A 15,873-nucleotide genomic window follows, 5' to 3' on the forward strand; every position below is an offset into this window, starting at 1 on the left:
ATGTCTGTGTCTCTCTATCGCAATTATCACTATTAAGAATACGGGTTAGAATCGCCGTCAGGAGAGGCGAATGCAGCGACGGGTATCGGAATATCCACCGAAAATCGTCGACGATGCGGGCATTTCAGGCGCTCGAGGGCTGAACTGGTCGAATCGCAAGTGAAACGCCGGGACCCGGTTTCGCGGGCGAGGTCACCGAACGAACGCGGGCGAGCGCCGCCGATGCTCCTCGGAGCGCGGCTCACCGGCCGATCACCGCCAGTACGTTCGCTTCGATCTTCCGAAGGTGGTCGCCGACGGTGCCAGCGGACAGATCGAGCGTTTCGGCGATGTCTTCGTGCGTCGCTTCTCGCGGCGCGCTGTAATAGCCGGCGTCCAGTGCGGCGTCGAGAATCTCGCGTTGGCGTTCGGTGAGGGTCCCGTACAGTCTATCCGCCTCGGACCGGTACTCGCCGATGCGTCCGATCTTCAGGGACACGTCGTTGGGGACGCGCTCGAGCGCCGACCGGATGGCTGCATCGGTTCCGTAGACCTGGACTGAGAGTTCGCCGTGTCGCGTGAACTCGAGCGGCGTGTCGAGAACGAGGGTGAACGTGTCGAAGATCGTCAGTAAGTCGGTGACCGTCTCGTTCGGAACGAAGTGAACGAACGCTGTGGTGGAAGTCGAGTCGCTATAGTCGTCGTTGAAACGAGTTACCCACCGCTCGCTGTCAGGTGGCCAGCGAACACTCGCCCGCCGCGAATTCACGAGCGGGGTGTGCACTGACGTTCAACGACTACGATATCTCGGTCATTACCCAACTCGAGGCGCTCATGCCCCTTCTGCTCACGGCACCGCCGTTCGCATGGTCAGCGGGACCTTCGGTCCCGCGCTACCCTCACGGAGCGAGCGGCGCAAGCCGTGAGCAAGTAGGGTGGGGAGGAAGTCACAGACCAGATTAGCGAACGGCTCGCTACGCTTTCAGGTGTGTTTGAGATCGAGGCACCGGTAGCGACTGTGACCCAGTTCCTCGAAAATCACGACGCAGTGATTCGAGATGCCTTGGAGCGCGCTGTTTCCAACAAGGACAGGGTAATCTCTACTGCCACTCCAAGCTCGTTGACGTATGCTGGCTGCTCCGTCGATTGTGACGGAACCCTGAGTAATCGTAACGGATTACTCGTCTTCGAGTGCTGCGTAGATCTCCGCGTGACGGCGTCCGTCGAGTTCCCCCATCTCGAGGGCGATCTCGCGACGTTCGGCGTCGCTCTCAGCTGCCTGATACCGCTCGTAGAGCTGGCGGACCTCGTCGTCGGCCGCCGTCGAGGAATCGGTGCTGGACGCCATTGTTCTGTTGAGCATACTCTGTGTGTCCCTTTATCAGTTGCGACGAGCACAGGCCCGGAAGTAGACGACTGCAGTCTCTGTGTCGACCGCGGCTTCGTCAGTTGCGAAGCGGTGCAAGAGGGCCCGAATTTCATCACCGTACTCGAACGTGTCCCCGTTCAGCATATAGAAAACGACCACCGTTCGGAGCGCTGTTCGTTTGTTCCCGTCGACGAATGGATGCTCCGCAACGAGCAGTCGCATCAGATGGACCGCTTTGTCGTGGATCGTGTTGGGCACCTCCCCAAAGAATCCCTCCGAGATATACTGCAACGCGGAGGAAATCGAGTCTTCTGACCGAACTCCTGGTTCCGTGGTGTCGCCTTCTGCTACGATCTGTTCGTGGAGATCCAGAATAAGTTCGACAGAGGGATACGCAAGATCGTCAGTCACATACCGGACTTTCTCACGCCGCCCGTTAACCGTTTCTCAACCATCGAGATCAGGCCTCGTCGTCGACCGCGTGGGTGGCCCAGTTATCGGTTGTCTCCATCAGCGGTGTCGACGGTCATCGCGTTCATCGTCGATGTCCAACTCATCGAGCGACGCCCCTGCTTCCTCGATATCGTAATGCTCGTCGACGACGGGTCGGAGCACCTGCAGGATTATCTCCGCAGCAAGCGACGATATGCCGAGATTCTCAGCCATCAGCCGATGGGTCACCTCCCCGTGTTCACGGACGACCGCATCGGTGAGCGCTGTCGCGAAGCCGGCGACGTCGTGGCGGTCGATGTAGGTGTCGATGTCGGCGTTCGTCTCGTGCCGCCCAACGGCGACGATCAGCGCCGGCATGATCGTGTACTCCCGGTCACCGGCAGCCGTTGTCACGGTCAGGTCGATTTCCCGGGCGGCGTACCGCCGTGGTTGCTCGTCCTGCGTGACTTCGACGACGCCGGCGTCGACGAGGTACAGGGCCGCCGTGAGGCCGTTGTGTCCCGCCCCAACGATGACGGCGTCGTACGTGTTAGACATCCGGAAGAATTATTAGGCACAGTTAGAAAAGCCTTCGGCGGCTGCGAGACGTCGCTGACGTCGGCAGCGGTAGTACGGTATGCTCAGGAGGGGAGATAGCCAATCAATTGTGTCGCCACGTCTTCGGTGCGTTCGTCGACGAGAGAAGTCATATAGAATTCTACGTCAGCTGCACTGTTGAGAGTCACGAGCGACCACGGGAGAACGTGACTTCGCTCCCCGACCGGATCGCCTTCGTAGTCGTCGTCACAGAGTGTGAGAGACTTCTCGTGGTAGGTTTTCGTCGAGATCAGGACCGTGATGAGCTGGATCCCGTGGTTGAGAAACTGGGGTGTTCCAAGCACGAGCATCAGGCGACCTTTGTCCGAGAGCGGATCGGTCCCTCAGATGATATCACCGCGTGCCAATTCATCGAACGCGGTCACTGCACTTTCTCCATATCGTCGGTTTGTAGCTCCTCGAGACGCTCCTCACCGTACTGCTCGTCTGCGGTCTCGTGATTCCTGTGAAGCCGGTAGGCGGCTCGGAGCCGTTTCTCGTCGTCTGTGATCGCCCAGTACGGCCGCTTGTGCCGCACGAGCCTTCGTTCCTTCAGTCGCGAGAGGATCGCACTGACGGCGTCCGTCTTTAGCTCACGTTGCTCGGCGATCGTCGCCGCCGTTCGCATGGTCCGTGAGACCTTCGGTCTCACGCTATCCTCGAGGAGCGAACGGCGCGAGCCGTGAGCGAGTAGGGTGGGGAGGAAGTCACTTAGAACGTGACTGACGTATGAGACGACTCACGACCGCTCAGACCGACTCCGACGACGCGTCCCGGTCCGGCATCGCACACCAGCTCGTGCGACCGCTGGGAACCGGCGACCCAGGAGGGGCCCGGAAAACGACACGCAACGAGGCCACAGTCGCCCAGCAACTAGAACGAGTCGATCTACTCGATTTCCCTGTCGGTCGTCCCCATCGTGATCTCGCCGTCGGCTCGGATCGTCCCGTCGATCTCGGCGTCGGGACCGAGTTCGAGGTCCGCACAGGAGACGTCGCCCAGGATGCGAGCATCGCGCTCGATAGTGACGTCGCCGTCTCGAGTCGTCAGGTCGCCGTGAATCCGAGTCCCCTCGCCGACTGTGACGTCGCCTCGAGCGCGAAGGCTGCCGAAGATGTTGCTTTCCGAGCCGACGTCGATCGTCTCGGCGCGGACGTTGCCGTGGAGCCGGCAATCTGAGCCGATCGTCGCGGGTGTCGAGACGCGCCAGGCGTCGTCGCCGACGGTCGCATTTCGAGGGATAACGAGCGGTTCGGCCTCGGGGTCGTCGTCCGCTTCGTCGACGAGGTTGGAGATGAGCCGCTGGGCGGCGTCTTCTTCGCCGATCAGAAGGAGGTGTTTGAGGTAGACGAACAGGAAGACGATCGTCGGCATCGGGTTCCGGATGACGATCCAGCCGTTGGCCTCGAATCCCTCTTCGATTTCGACGTCGTCGCCGATGTCGAGGTCGCCGGCGACTTTCAACTCCCCGCCGATGTGCACGCGCTCCCCGATGTACGCGTCCTGACCGACCAGGACGTTCCCGGTAACGTCACACCACATGTCGAGTCGACAATCGCCGTCTGCCTCGATCGCGCCGCCGAATTCGGACGCTTCGCCCGCCAGCACGTTTCGTCCGCGGACGCCGAATTCGACGGTCGCCCGACCGCCCACGAGGACGTCCCCGTCGGTCACGAGGTCGCGTTCCTGCGCTTCCGTCCCGTCGGGAACGACGAGTGAATCGAGCGGGTCCCTGCTGAAGGCCACACTCGCATCCAAAGGGAGCACCGACTAATAAACCCCCCGCGTCGTCTGCCATTCGTCTGACGCGCGTCTGCCTCAGTCGCCCGCTCGAGGTTCGACCGACGCCGGAACCCGCCTCCCTTTTACATACCCGCTGCATACGTCCGCTCATGACCACGCTCGCGTTCGACGACGACGGCGTCGACGTCGTCTACGAAGGCACCGAATTCCGCCTCGAGCGGGACCTCGTCGAGGAGGCGACCGAGAAGTCCTACTACGACGTGACCGATCACGAGGTGTTGAAAATCGTCGCCGAACAGCCGAACCTGCAGGGCGAGCCAAGACGCATCGGCGACATTCTGGACTGAAATCGGTGGCCGACGAACTCAGTAGACGACGTGGAGTAACACGAAGACGACGATCCCGAGCGAAAACGAGATCAGCCACAGCGTCGCAGCGATTCGACCGACGCGAGCGTGACTCGTCCGGCGCAAGTCGGCGATCGGACGGGAGAGCGCGAGCAGGAGGACGTAGTAGAGCAGCGGAATGCAAACGATCGCCAGCAGGATGTGGATCGAAAGCAGTGGCAGGTAGACGAACTGATAGACCGTCTCGGGACCGGGGAACGGCTGCGGCCCACCGGTCGCCGTCAGCCGGTAGAGATAGAGCGCGAGAAAGCTCGCGAAGAGGACGAACGAGGTGACCATGGCGATCCGGTGGCGCTCGACGTCGCCGCGTCGGATCGCCCGCCAGCCCAGCGTGATCGTCCCGATCGCGGTCGCACTGAGCACGGCGTTGACCAGCGGAATCGTCTCGAGGATCCACTCCGGCGTCGCGGGCACGCTCGAGGACGGAATCCGCCCGCCCGCGGCCGCGAAAACCACCGCCAGTGAAACGACGCTCAATACGCCAGTAAGCAGCCGCACGCGCTCTCGAGGGACGTATTCCATGTGTGTTCGTTCGAGCGCAGGGAGAAAGTGATTACTCTCTGCGCCCGGATTCGCGGCCCCGTCCGTGAGTCTCGTGTGAGTAACCAACGAACTCGGGTCGGAGGCCGTGGCTCGTCGGTGTCGCTTCGAGAGGAATTTGCGTGGGTGATGTCCGCGAAAAGAGGTGTGAGCCTCTGCCTCGCGGGTATACTATTCATTCGCGCCTTGGACCTCGCTGCTCAAGTCGCTTCCGGGTCGGACGTGGCCACTCCCGAATTCAGCAGCTCCTGTTCGGCTGGGGGTTTTTGTTCCGATGCCAGCGTCCTTCACCGAGACGAAGACTACTCAATCCCGTTCGACACCTCATGCGTCATCGAATTCGATCAGTGGCTTGATTATGCCATCTTCTTTGGTTTCCATCAGATCGAACGCTTTCTCGATCTCGGCGAAGGGGAACTCGTGAGTCGTCATCGGCGTTGGATCGACGACCCCTTCCTCGAGGAGCCGCAGTAATCTGCGCATTCGGAGCCCACCGCCAGGACAGAGGCCAGTGACGATGTCCTTTTCAGCCATCCCGACACCCCACTCTTCTCGCGGGATTTTCACGTATTCGCCCTCCCCGTGATACCCGATATTCGAGATCATGGCGCCGGGTTTGGTCACGGCAACGCAGTCTTCCAGCGTCGACGAAGTCCCAAGGGCTTCGATAGCAGCGTCGACACCCCTGTCGTCGGTCAGTTCGTGAATTCGTTCGACGGGATCGTGTTCTTCGAAATCGATGATCTCGGTTGCCCCGTACCGTTCTGCGAGCTCCTGTCGCTCGGGAACCGATTCGACCGCGAAGATCCGTCCGGCCCCCTGTAGCACAGCGCCTTTGGTGGCCATCAGACCGACTGGCCCCTGTGCGAACACGGCGACGGTGCCACCGACGGGAATGTCAGCGTGCTCAGCACCCATGAACCCCGTGCTCATCATGTCGGTGGTGTAGACGGCTTCCTCGTCACTGACGCTCTCGGGGATGTGCGCCAGATTCGCGTCCGCTTCGTTGACGTGGGCGTATTCCGCGAACGTCCCATCTTTCACGTTTGCGAACTTCCAGCCTCCAAGGGCGCCGTTGGACTGAGAGGAATGGCAATCTTGGGCTGCATCGGATCCCCAGTCGGGGGTTATAGCGCCGACGACGACGCGGTCGCCAGGTTCGAACGCTTCTACGTCATCGCCAACTTCTTCGACGATACCGACCACCTCGTGACCGAGTGTGAGGTCTTTACGATCGCCGATCGCACCGTGAACAGTGTGGACGTCCGAGGTACAGATGAGTCCTTTCGTCGGCCGAAGAATCGCATCTGACGGCCCCGCTTCTGGCTCGTCTTTCTCTGCGAACCCGGTTTCGCCGATCCCGTTCATAACGAAGGCTTTCATGCCGTTGAAACGCTACCACCACCGGCGCCTTGAAACGCTATTCGACACTCGGAAGAAACTATCTCTACCAGGGATTCACAGCAGGACGTCTGCTCGTCTCCCGTCCCACACGGACGACCGTGCTGAACCCATCCGCTGTATTCAGTACGCTGATCGTTGGAGGATGTCGTACCGCTAGTTCTCATCAGCGTCGATCGAATCGCCGGAGTAAGACCGGCGCCGATCACGGTGCAGCACCTCCGTAGGCCGGCGCTATCGTACGTTTGGATCGAAGAGCTGTGGCTGGCGCTCGAGGAAGAGTAGTCCCGAAAGGATTATGCGTGGGTGATGTCCGCGAAGGGAGATCACCTGCATCGGTTGACGGTGGAGCATTCCACCTGTGCGATGCGTGGGACCGGATTTGAACCGGCGGACCCCTACGGGACAGCGCCCTCAACGCTGCGCCGTTGGCCTGGCTTGGCTACCCACGCTCGCGGTCTTTGTCTGCACTCAACCGTATCCAGCGTGATTATAAAAGCCCTTTCCTTTGGGTCGGTGACTGCGGCCGGGTGTCCCGACGAATTCGGACCGTGGTGGCCGATCGTCGGACACCGCATTCGTCTCTGACTCGCCCGGCCGTCGGATCCCCCGGATACAGCCGACGGTCACTCGAACCGGACAGACACAAAGATTTCAACGCTCGAGCGAGAGTTTCGACCGATGTCGGTGTCGCCGGGCCGGACGCGCGCGCTCGCAGGTGCGGTCGTGGCCGTCGGAATCGTCGCTGCGGGCGTCTTCGTCTCGCCGTCGTCGATGCTCGAGACCGTCGATTCGCTGGCAGCGGAGCCGCTCACATTCGGGCTCGTCGTCGCGGGGCTCTACCTCGTGCGGCCGCTTTTGGCGTGGCCGACGACCCCGCTCGCCGTCGTCGTCGGCTACGGCTTCGGCGTCGTCGTCGGCCTCCCGATCGCGCTCGTCGGCGTCGTCACGACCGTTCTTCCGGTCTTTTTCGCCGTCCGGTGGCTCGCCGTCGGGGGCCGATCGGCCACCGATCGGGGCCCGCGGGAGTCTCGAGTCGCTTCGTCTTCGTCGGCCGGGGACGCGGACGGTGGCGGAACGCTCCTCGAGCGAGCCGGCGAGACCGTGACGCGCTATTACGACGCGACCGGGCCGCTTCGCGGCGTCACCGCCTCGCGGTTGGCGCCGATTCCGTCCGACGTCGCGACGTGTGCCGCCGCGGTGAGCGACGTCGAGCCCCGACACTTGCTGCTCGGGACGGCGATCGGCGAACTTCCCTGGACGACGGCAGCGGTCGTCGTCGGCGCGTCGGCCGCGACGGTCACCACGAGCGGACTCGGTGAACTCGGCGTCGCGCTTTCGGTCGCCTGTGCCGTCGCCGCCGGGGTCTTACTCGCCGGTCCTGCCTACCGCGCGATCGGGGCACGAATCCGTCAGCGACCGGCACGTCCCGACAGAGCCGAGCGAACTGAGGAGACGAATCGGACGACGGAACAGTAGCTCGCACTCGCTTTCCAGCGCGATCGAAACGGCAGGTGAGGCTCGTCTTCGTGTTCGATCGACAGGTCGTGAAATCTGCCCGTGCGAGCGACGGACGGGTGAGCGACCGCCAGTGCGAGCGGCGGATCGTGTGATGCCGGACTGCCGGCCAGCGTCCGGTCACTGACTCGCGAGTTCCTCGTCGTCGAGTTCCGCGACCAGCGAATCGCTCAACACCTTTAGATCGGACTCGAGTTCCTGGTACGCGCTGGTATCGGTCAGTTCCTCGATCGAGTGTTCGTCCTCCAGGGTCTCCATCTTGTTCGAGATCGACTCGAGTTCCCGACGGCCGTCGTCGCCGTAGCGAGACTGGACGCGAAGGTTCTCGATAATCCGGGTCAACTGCGCCCGCGTGACCGGCTACGTCACGTAATCGTCGATGTCCAGTTCGACGATGTCGAGACCGGGATCGACGGCGGTCACCATGATCACCCAGCAGTCGTATCCCGCAGCCCGAATCTCCTCGAGGACTCGATCGCCGGTGATATCGGGCATGTGCCTGTCGAGCAGAACGGCGTCGATCGAGTCGTTCACGCGTTCGATCGCACTCCGGCCGTCGTAGGCGGTCACGACCTCGTAGTCTTCGCCGACCCACATCGCGTACAGGTCGGCGAGTTCCCGTTCGTCGTCGACGACGAGGACCGTCGGTTGCGCAGACATAGCGTTCCTGTCGGAGAACACAGACCCTCGTTGTGTAGGGGTTCCGGGCGACTCACGTCTCGAGTCGGACGCTGAACCGCTCGATCCGATCGGGTCGAAACCCTCGCGCTCTCATCGAAAAGGGTCGCTGCAATCGATGATGACCCCGTGCTGGGGACAGACGTACTTGCAGTGGCGCTTGAACATCGCCGCGTCGCAGTGTGGACAGCGCGGGCCGCGGGTCGATCGATCACTCGAGCCGTCCTTCGCGGCACCGCCACCGGAGCCATCCCGACCATCGGCCGTCATACGAGTGCGTTCTTCCCGGCACGTGCTAAGTGTGGTGTTTCGTTCGATACTGCACCGGGAGAAGTGAGAGAAAAAAGAACGCGAGACGGACTCAGTTAGCGCTCAACACTCGCTCCAGCCACAGGATTCGCAGGTTTTGCAACCTTCGGAGAAGTACAGCGACATCGAGCCACAGTCAGGACACTCCGGCGACTCGCCGGCGTCGATGAGATCCTGCGTCGTGTCGTCGTCAGCGTCGACGGACGCACCGGCTTTGGCCGCGGCCGCCCCGCCGTCAGTCTCGTGGCCGTCGTACTCGGTGATCTCCGCGTCGGCGGATTCCTCGAGCGTCTGCTGTTTCGGGTACGGTTTGTCGATCTCGTTCTCGAGGTAGCGTCGCATCGCCGTTCCGATGGCGTCGGGGATGGATTGGATCTGTTCGCCCTTGTCCCAGGCGACCTTCGGGCTCCGGGTGCCACAAAGTTCGTCGACGATCTCCTCGGGATCGACGCCCGAGCGCAGCGACGTCGAGATGACCTTCGCGAGCGCCTCGGTAAAGGAGTTGGTGAATCCGCCCGAGTGGCCGATGTTGGCGAACAGTTCGAACGGCTGTTTCGTCTCGGGGTCCTCGTTGATCGTCACGTAGATCTTCCCGTAGCCGGTGTCGATGCGCTGGCTGACGCCCTGGAGCGCGTCGGGCCGCTCGCGTTTTTCGGTGAAATCGATCCGGTCGGGTTCGGCGTCGCCGAGCAGCGATCCGACGTCCTCCTCGAGGACGTCCTGGACGTCCTCGCTCTCGAGGAACTGTTCGAGGCCGCCGAAGATCTCGTCGATCTGTTCGACCAGCGCCTGTGCGGCTTCCGTCTCGTCGGCGAAATCGGCGTTGTCCGCACGGGTCGTCAGCACCTGCTTCGATCGGGTGCCGTCGCGGTAGTAGGTGACGCCCTTGCCGCCCTGCTCGTAGACCCACTCGAAGACGTCCTTGGCGTCCTCGAGCGTGGAGTCGTTGGGCGCGTTCACGGTCTTCGAGATGGCCGAGTCGACGCCGTTCTGGCAGGCACACTGCACCGCCGCGTGCTGTTTCGCGGTGAGGTCGCTGGTGATGACGAACAGTTCGCCGATCGCGTTCGGCACGGTCGAGAGGCCTTCGACGCCGTCGAACTGGTTGGTCGCCATCTGCTCCTGGGCTTCCTCCTTGACGGCGTCGACGTCGATGTCGTTGGCCTCGAGGGTTCGCAGGAAGTAGTCGTCGAATTCGACCAACATCTCGTCGCCCTGCACGTCGTCGGTGACGTTCTTGTAGTAGGCGACGTTATAGATGGGCTCGCAGCCGCCGGTCGTGTTGCCGACCATCGAGGTGGTCCCGGTCGGTGCGATGGTCGTGACGTTGTGATTGCGGATCGGGAAGCCGTCGGCCCAGTCGTCCGCGTCCTCGCCGGTCTGTTTCTCGAACCACTCGCGGTACTCGGTCGGGGTCGCGTACTTCGAGTCGTTCCAGTCGGCAAAGGAGCCGCGTTCGGTGGCGAGTTCGTGGCTCGCGGCCTTCGCGCCGTGGTTGATGTGGGTCAGCAGCTGACGGGCGACCTCGTTGCCCTCGTCGCTGCCGTATTTGATTCCCAGCTGGACGTACAACTGCGCCAGCCCCATGATGCCGAGGCCGATTTTGCGCATGTCCCTGACCTTCTCTTCGATCTCCTCGACCGGGAAGTCCGACATCGTGACGACGTTCTCGAGGAATCGCGTGCCGTACTCGATGCGCTCGTCGAACTCCTCGAAGTCGATGGCCGCCTCGAGGAACGCCTCGACGGCCGCCTCCTGCGTGTCGTACTCGTCCGCGTGTTCGGCGGACCAGACGCGCCAGTCGGGCGCCTCGAGGTCCGCGAGCGTCGAGAGGTTGATGTGCCCGAGGTTACAGGCCTCGTACTCTTCCAACGGTTGCTCGCCGCAGTTGTGGACGTTTATTGTCTCGTCGCCGGATTCACTGGCGAAGAAATTGTGTGTATCGTCGACCGTCAGGTCGTACACGTCTTCGCTGCCGTCTGCCTCGACGCTCGCGATGGTGGCCGTAGTCGTCTCATGTACGGTTCCTTGCGGTGTTGCGAGCGGCTTCGAGAGGCTAACGACTTCGTCCCCGGGCGAAAGATCGACGGCTTCGACCCATTCACCGTTTTCAGCACGTATCTCGTGGTCCGGGGTAACGCGAATGGCGAGGCCGGATTCAGTCGTGACGCGCACAACATCGGCGTTTACTTTCGTCTTGAACGCGCGTGCCTCGCGAGTAACAACCGCTCCACCGTCGAGCGTCCGCACGTTCACCGATTCGTTACTGGCAGCCAGTTCGCCGATCGGCACGGTAGTTTCGTCCGCCAATCGGACCTCCATGCCCGCTGTCAGACATGGATTAGTCGCCAGAATACGGTGGTCGTCGTGCTCCTCGACGTCGAACGAGTGTTCCTTGTTCACCCGCTCGAGGTAGATCACGCCGGGTTCGCCGTTCTCGTGGGCGCCGGCAACGATGCGCTCCCAGACGAGTTCGGCGGGGATCGAGAGCGGTTCGCCGACGTCGACGTGCTCGCCGAGGTCGTAGCGGCTGTACATCTCCTTGGTCTCGGCGGTGGCGATGTGGGGTTCCTCCGTCCGCGGGTTGGTGAAGGTGTACTCCTCGCCGTTCTGTACGGCCTCCATGAAGCCGTCGGTGACGCCGACGGAGATGTTGAAATTCGAGAGGTGGCCTTCGACGGCGTTGCGCAGGTGCTTGGGCACGCGGCCGTCCTCGTCGATCAGGTCGCGCGCTTCCTCGAGGGCTTCGCTGAAGGAGGTGTAGGTGTAGTCGTCGGGGTCGTTGAGTCGGAGACAGTGGGCCAGCGAGACGTCCTTGTTCTTCGCGTGGATGAATTCGATGACGTCGGGGTGGGAGACGCGCATGATGCCCATCTGGGCGCCGCGGCGGGTCCCGCCCTGGGCGATGGTTTCACAGAGCTGGTCGTAGGTTCGCATGAAGGTGATCGGCCCCGACGCGATGCCGCCGGTGGAGCCGACCGCGTCGCCGTAGGGTCGGAGTTGCCAGAAGCCGTAGCCGACGCCGCCGCCGGACTGGAAGACCTCCGCTGCCTTCTTCGCGGTCTCGTGGATGTCCGAGAGGTCGTCGTCGGGGGACATGACGAAACAGGCGGACAGTTGCTGGAGTTCGTCGCCGGCGTTCATCAGTGTCGGCGAGTTGGGCATAAACGAGAGCGATTCCATGCCCTCGGTGAAGGTTTCGGCGACGTCCTCGACGTGAGTCCGGACCGCGTCGGGGAGTTCGGGAACGATCGTCTCGTAGGAGAACTTGTTGACGTTCCGCTCGGTCAGCGTCGTTTCGGCCTCGTCTTCGACCGTGGTTCCCGCACCGAAGACCTCCGCGGCGAGTTCGTCTCGGCGCGGATGGTCGGGCTTCAACTGGTCGGGCGTGACGGTGATCTCGAGGTCCAGGTTTTCGGCCTCGTAAACCGCCTCCGCGAGGGCGATGTTCTTGCCGACGCGATCGAAGAGATCCTCCTGCGTCTCGACGAGTTCACCGTCGGCGTTCCGGCGCAGATATCGTGCCGGGAGAATGTTCTGATAGGCGTTGTCGGTCATTCGCTCCTCGAGCGTCTCGCCCTCGGTGCGCTTGATCGGGAGCGTGAGATCTTCCGCGGAGAGTTCGGCATCGCTCATGCGCGAGCCACCTCGTCGTTACCACGCTGCAGCACGTCGATTCTCTTGTATGTCCGGATCCGTTCTCTCATCATTCGTGACGAAGGTTCGGTATTCATGCATCCATCATAAAACGTGGTGTTGTTCTCCCACGCTGCTTGTAGTAACACAAATTAATTTGTTTAGATGTCTCTGGAACTTGTCGTTTCTGTGTTCTCGGGGCCGCCGAGACTGCCGCCTGTGCTGTTATGCGTCCTTAGGCCGCCGACTCCCTTAACGATTTTCAGACCGGACTGAAAGTGACTGTTTCCGACGCCATCTCGTCGCTGTGGAGCGTTTTTCACTTTTACAGGGACGGTCGGTCGAACGAACAGTGTCTCGAGTGAGTCAGTCGTCGCCGCGTGGAAGTCAGAATTCCCGGAAAGATTACGTTCTTGGAGTGCGGGTTCTGGTGTATGATCGATGCACTGACATCCGCACCTCCGGTCCTGCTGGTGTTGGCCGCGCTCGCCGCCTTCGCCGTCGCCGTCGTCGCGATCAAAATCGCTATCAAACTGGCCGTCCGAATCGGCATCGTCGCCGCCGTCGTCCTCGCAGGACTCTACGCCGCCGGCTTCACGGATCTGTCGTTTCTTCCCTTCTTCTAGGGACCCGGTGTCGACCAGTCGTCGCTGCGGCGAGCGACGTCGTGGCACGGTACGAAAGCACTGCTCGGTGCGTGGCGATTCGGCCGTCAGACCGATTCGAGGAAGTTCTCGATCACGTCGTGTCCCGCGGCCGTGAGCACGCTTTCGGGGTGAAACTGCACGCACTCGAGCGGGTAGTCGCGGTGTCGCACGCCCATAACCAGCGTGTCGTCGCCGTGTTCCGCCGTCGCCGAGACCTCGAGGCACTCCGGCACCTCGGTCGCGACGAGCGAGTGATACCGACCGGCCCGGAATCCCTGCTCGAGGCCGTCGAACACGCCCTCGCCGTCGTGATCGACCGCCGAGGCCTTGCCGTGGATCGGCTCGGGAGCCCGGCCGACGGTGCCGCCGTACTCGTAGACGGCGGCTTCGAGGCCGAGACAGACGCCGAGCGTCGGCGTCTCGGGAGTGACGTCCCGGAGCACGTCCATCGAGAGACCGACGTCGCGGTCGTTCTTCGGGTGGCCCGGTCCGGGGCTGATAACGATCGCGTCGGGATCGACGGCGTGGACGTCCGCGAGCGAGGCGGTGTTCTTCAGGACCTCGGTTTCGGTGCCGGCCTGCTGACTGACGTACTCGACGAGATTGTACGTAAAGGAGTCGTAATTGTCGACGAACAGGACGGAAAGCGAGTCCGCGCCGTCGTCGCCTCGCGCGTCGCGGTCTGCCTCGAGACTCGTGGTCGAACCCTCTTCCGCCTCGAGACTCGTGGTCGAACCCTCTTCCGCCTCGAGACTCGTGGTCGAACCCTCTTCCGCCTCGAGACTCGTGGTCGAACCCTCTTCCGCCTCGAGACTCGTGGTCGAACCCTCTTCCGCCTCGAGACTCGTGGTCGAACCCTCTTCCGCCTCGAGACTCGTGGTCGGACGTTCCGTCATCGACTCACCTCCGGTGTCGCTTCGGGAGTCCCGGTCCGGGAAGACTCCTCGATCGGGAGTTCGATCTCCTCGAGCGCCGCCAGCACGCCGCCCATCTTCTTTTCGGTCTCCTCGTACTCGGCGGTCGGATCGCTGTCGGCGACCAGCCCCGCACCGGCCTGAACCGTGATCCGATCTCGCTCTCCGTCGGCTCGCGGCTCGCCCGATCGTCCGTTCGCGGCGCGTGGCGCCGCGCCCGTTTCGACGGTCGCCGTTCGAATCACGATCGCGAAGTCCGCGTCGCCGGTCCAGGAGTAGTAGCCGACGCCGCCGCCGTAGAGACCGCGCGGTTCCGTCTCGAGATCGTCGATGATCTCCATCGCCCGAATCTTCGGCGCACCCGAGAGCGTGCCGGCGGGGAACGCAGCACGCGTCGCGTCGAAGGCGTCGGCGTCGGACGAAAGCGTTCCAGTGACGGTCGATTCGATGTGCTGGACGTGACTGTACTTCAGGACGTTCATGAACTCGTCGACGCGAACCGATCCCGGTTCGGAAACCCGCCGAACGTCGTTGCGCGCGAGGTCGACGAGCATCGTGTGTTCGGCGCGTTCCTTGCCGTCGGCCAACATCTCGCCGGCGAGGCGGCGGTCCTCGACGGGACTCGAGCCCCGGTCGCAAGTGCCGGCGATCGGATTCGACATCACCTCGCGTCCGCGCACGGAAATCAGCGTCTCCGGGCTGGCCCCGACGACGGTCAGGTCGTCGTGGTCGAGCAGATACATGTACGGGGACGGGTTCACGTCTCGCATCGCCTCGTAGAAGCCGATCGGATCGACGTCGCCGTACAGTTCGCGCGTTCGGGAGATGACCCCCTGATAGATGTCTCCGTCGAGGACGTGCTCTTTGGCCCGCCTGACGCTCTCTTCGTACTCCGCTTTCGGGTCCGCGACCTCGTCTTCGCGGACGAACCCGCCGGTCTCGAGGTCGGTCGCGTCTCGGAGCGTCGCCGCGACCGCGTCGGCCTCGTCGGCGAGCGCCTCGTACACCGCGTCGGGGTCGTCGTCCGCGTCGAGAATCGGCGTGAAGATCAGCGAGATCGTCCCGTCGCGCTCGTCGAACGCGAGCGTCTTCGTCGTCAGGAGAAACTGCGCGTCAGGGAACCGCGAGTCGGGCCGTTCGAGCCCGACCTCCTCGAGCCAGAGGTCGTAGACGGCGTCGTACGAAAGAAAGCCGACCAGCCCGCCTTCTAAGTGCTGACGGTCGTGGTCGGGCATATTCTCGAGGCGCACGTCCGGCATCGCCGCCCGGAGCGCGTCGACGGTGTCGCCGTCCGCCTCCGTCCGGACGCCCTCCAGCGAGACGTCGTCGCTGAGCGCGTCGACGGTGGCCGCTCCGGATTCGACCGTCACGACGGCGGCCGGATCGTAGCCGACGTAGGAGTATCGCGCGTGGCGTTCCGCGTCCGCGGCGCTCGGCCGGAACGCCCCGTCCGGATCGCTCGAAGCGGTCTTCTCCGCGCTCTCGAGCAGGAAGGCGTAGGGCGATCGCTCGCGGTCGCTCGCGTCGGTCCGTCCGGTGAGCGCGGCGTAGGCGGCAAGCGGCGTCGTGTCGACCGCGAGCGTCGCGACGGTGCGGACGACGACCGGCCGATCCGACCGGTCAGCGCCGGTTCCCGCGTGGTCGCGAAACGTCTCTCGATCGATGTCGAACGCCGGCGATCTGGGTGCGTCGGATTCGGTCAT

At 63.0% G+C, this 15,873-nt stretch carries 16 protein-coding genes, 1 tRNA gene and 2 pseudogenes; 3 read left to right on the forward strand and 16 right to left on the reverse strand.

Translation table 11 applies throughout. The features are described 5' to 3' along the window. Positions 1 to 241 precede the first annotated feature (241 nt). The 7 genes and pseudogenes from NJT13_RS06080 to NJT13_RS06110 form a co-directional block, all read right to left on the reverse strand. The gene (locus NJT13_RS06080) at positions 242 to 748 is read right to left on the reverse strand and encodes a helix-turn-helix domain-containing protein (RefSeq protein ID WP_254524684.1); all 507 of its coding nucleotides are present in this window, start codon (positions 746 to 748) and stop codon (positions 242 to 244) included. Positions 749 to 1,156: 408 nt separating this feature from the next. Beyond that, on the reverse strand, positions 1,157 to 1,342 hold the full coding sequence (locus tag NJT13_RS06085) for a hypothetical protein (RefSeq protein WP_484549608.1): 186 nt from the start codon (positions 1,340 to 1,342) through the stop codon (positions 1,157 to 1,159). An 18-nt stretch (positions 1,343 to 1,360) separates the two neighbouring features. Then, positions 1,361 to 1,759 (reverse strand): type II toxin-antitoxin system death-on-curing family toxin, encoded by a 399-nt coding sequence (locus NJT13_RS06090; protein WP_254524686.1) that lies wholly within the window; start codon positions 1,757 to 1,759, stop codon positions 1,361 to 1,363. Between the two features lie 99 nt (positions 1,760 to 1,858). Then, positions 1,859 to 2,272, reverse strand: a pseudogene (locus NJT13_RS06095) (DUF7437 domain-containing protein); the annotation flags it as partial. 149 nt (positions 2,273 to 2,421) lie between these two features. Beyond that, positions 2,422 to 2,763: pseudogene (locus NJT13_RS06100) on the reverse strand (PemK-like protein). Next, the gene (locus NJT13_RS06105; protein ID WP_425499803.1) at positions 2,760 to 3,005 is read right to left on the reverse strand and encodes a MarR family transcriptional regulator; all 246 of its coding nucleotides are present in this window, start codon (positions 3,003 to 3,005) and stop codon (positions 2,760 to 2,762) included. The pseudogene NJT13_RS06100 and the gene NJT13_RS06105 overlap by 4 nt, the downstream one beginning before the upstream one ends. Positions 3,006 to 3,265: 260 nt before the next feature. Next, a complete protein-coding gene (locus tag NJT13_RS06110; RefSeq protein WP_254524689.1) occupies positions 3,266 to 4,123 on the reverse strand; it encodes a polymer-forming cytoskeletal protein in 858 nt (285 codons plus the stop codon). A gap of 146 nt (positions 4,124 to 4,269) precedes the next feature. On the opposite strand from NJT13_RS06110, the gene NJT13_RS06115 reads away from it, so the two are divergent. Then, positions 4,270 to 4,467, forward strand: coding sequence for a DUF5800 family protein (locus NJT13_RS06115; protein WP_008014031.1), 198 nt, complete (start codon positions 4,270 to 4,272; stop codon positions 4,465 to 4,467). A gap of 18 nt (positions 4,468 to 4,485) precedes the next feature. On the opposite strand, the gene NJT13_RS06120 is transcribed toward NJT13_RS06115, so the two are convergent. From NJT13_RS06120 to NJT13_RS06130, 3 genes are all read right to left on the reverse strand, one after another. Continuing rightward, positions 4,486 to 5,049, reverse strand: coding sequence for a DUF420 domain-containing protein (locus NJT13_RS06120; RefSeq protein WP_254524690.1), 564 nt, complete (start codon positions 5,047 to 5,049; stop codon positions 4,486 to 4,488). A gap of 342 nt (positions 5,050 to 5,391) precedes the next feature. Further along, positions 5,392 to 6,450 carry an NAD(P)-dependent alcohol dehydrogenase gene (locus tag NJT13_RS06125; protein WP_254524691.1) on the reverse strand — a complete coding sequence of 353 codons (1,059 nt, stop codon included), beginning with the start codon at positions 6,448 to 6,450 and terminating at the stop codon, positions 5,392 to 5,394. Between the two features lie 385 nt (positions 6,451 to 6,835). Then, a tRNA-Leu gene (locus NJT13_RS06130) sits at positions 6,836 to 6,920 on the reverse strand. Between the two features lie 229 nt (positions 6,921 to 7,149). Here NJT13_RS06130 and NJT13_RS06135 point away from each other — a divergent pair. After that, a complete protein-coding gene (locus NJT13_RS06135; protein WP_254524692.1) occupies positions 7,150 to 7,947 on the forward strand; it encodes a VTT domain-containing protein in 798 nt (265 codons plus the stop codon). Between the two features lie 159 nt (positions 7,948 to 8,106). Here NJT13_RS06135 and NJT13_RS06140 read toward each other — a convergent pair whose 3' ends face one another. The 4 genes from NJT13_RS06140 to NJT13_RS06155 form a co-directional block, all read right to left on the reverse strand. Continuing rightward, on the reverse strand, positions 8,107 to 8,328 hold the full coding sequence (locus tag NJT13_RS06140) for a HalX domain-containing protein (protein WP_254524693.1): 222 nt from the start codon (positions 8,326 to 8,328) through the stop codon (positions 8,107 to 8,109). Between the two features lie 18 nt (positions 8,329 to 8,346). Beyond that, on the reverse strand, positions 8,347 to 8,646 hold the full coding sequence (locus NJT13_RS06145) for a response regulator transcription factor (RefSeq protein ID WP_254524694.1): 300 nt from the start codon (positions 8,644 to 8,646) through the stop codon (positions 8,347 to 8,349). A 111-nt stretch (positions 8,647 to 8,757) separates the two neighbouring features. After that, positions 8,758 to 8,934 (reverse strand): HVO_2523 family zinc finger protein, encoded by a 177-nt coding sequence (locus NJT13_RS06150; protein ID WP_254524695.1) that lies wholly within the window; start codon positions 8,932 to 8,934, stop codon positions 8,758 to 8,760. Positions 8,935 to 9,036: 102 nt separating this feature from the next. Continuing rightward, complete coding sequence (locus tag NJT13_RS06155) at positions 9,037 to 12,609, reverse strand: TSCPD domain-containing protein (protein WP_254524696.1); 3,573 nt, start codon at positions 12,607 to 12,609, stop codon at positions 9,037 to 9,039. Positions 12,610 to 13,043: 434 nt separating this feature from the next. Between NJT13_RS06155 and NJT13_RS06160 the strand changes: the two genes are divergently transcribed. Then, entirely contained in the window at positions 13,044 to 13,235 is a 192-nt protein-coding gene (locus NJT13_RS06160) for a DUF8029 family protein (protein WP_254524697.1), read from the forward strand. Positions 13,236 to 13,321: 86 nt separating this feature from the next. Here NJT13_RS06160 and trpG read toward each other — a convergent pair whose 3' ends face one another. Together trpG and trpE are read right to left on the reverse strand one after the other, a co-directional pair. Continuing rightward, a complete protein-coding gene (trpG, locus tag NJT13_RS06165) occupies positions 13,322 to 13,894 on the reverse strand; it encodes an anthranilate synthase component II (RefSeq protein ID WP_254525409.1) in 573 nt (190 codons plus the stop codon). 254 nt (positions 13,895 to 14,148) lie between these two features. Then, the gene (gene trpE / locus NJT13_RS06170; RefSeq protein ID WP_254524698.1) at positions 14,149 to 15,873 is read right to left on the reverse strand and encodes an anthranilate synthase component I; all 1,725 of its coding nucleotides are present in this window, start codon (positions 15,871 to 15,873) and stop codon (positions 14,149 to 14,151) included.

It is taken from the genome of Natrinema caseinilyticum (assembly GCF_024227435.1).
In the GTDB taxonomy this organism is placed as follows: domain Archaea; phylum Halobacteriota; class Halobacteria; order Halobacteriales; family Natrialbaceae; genus Natrinema; species Natrinema caseinilyticum.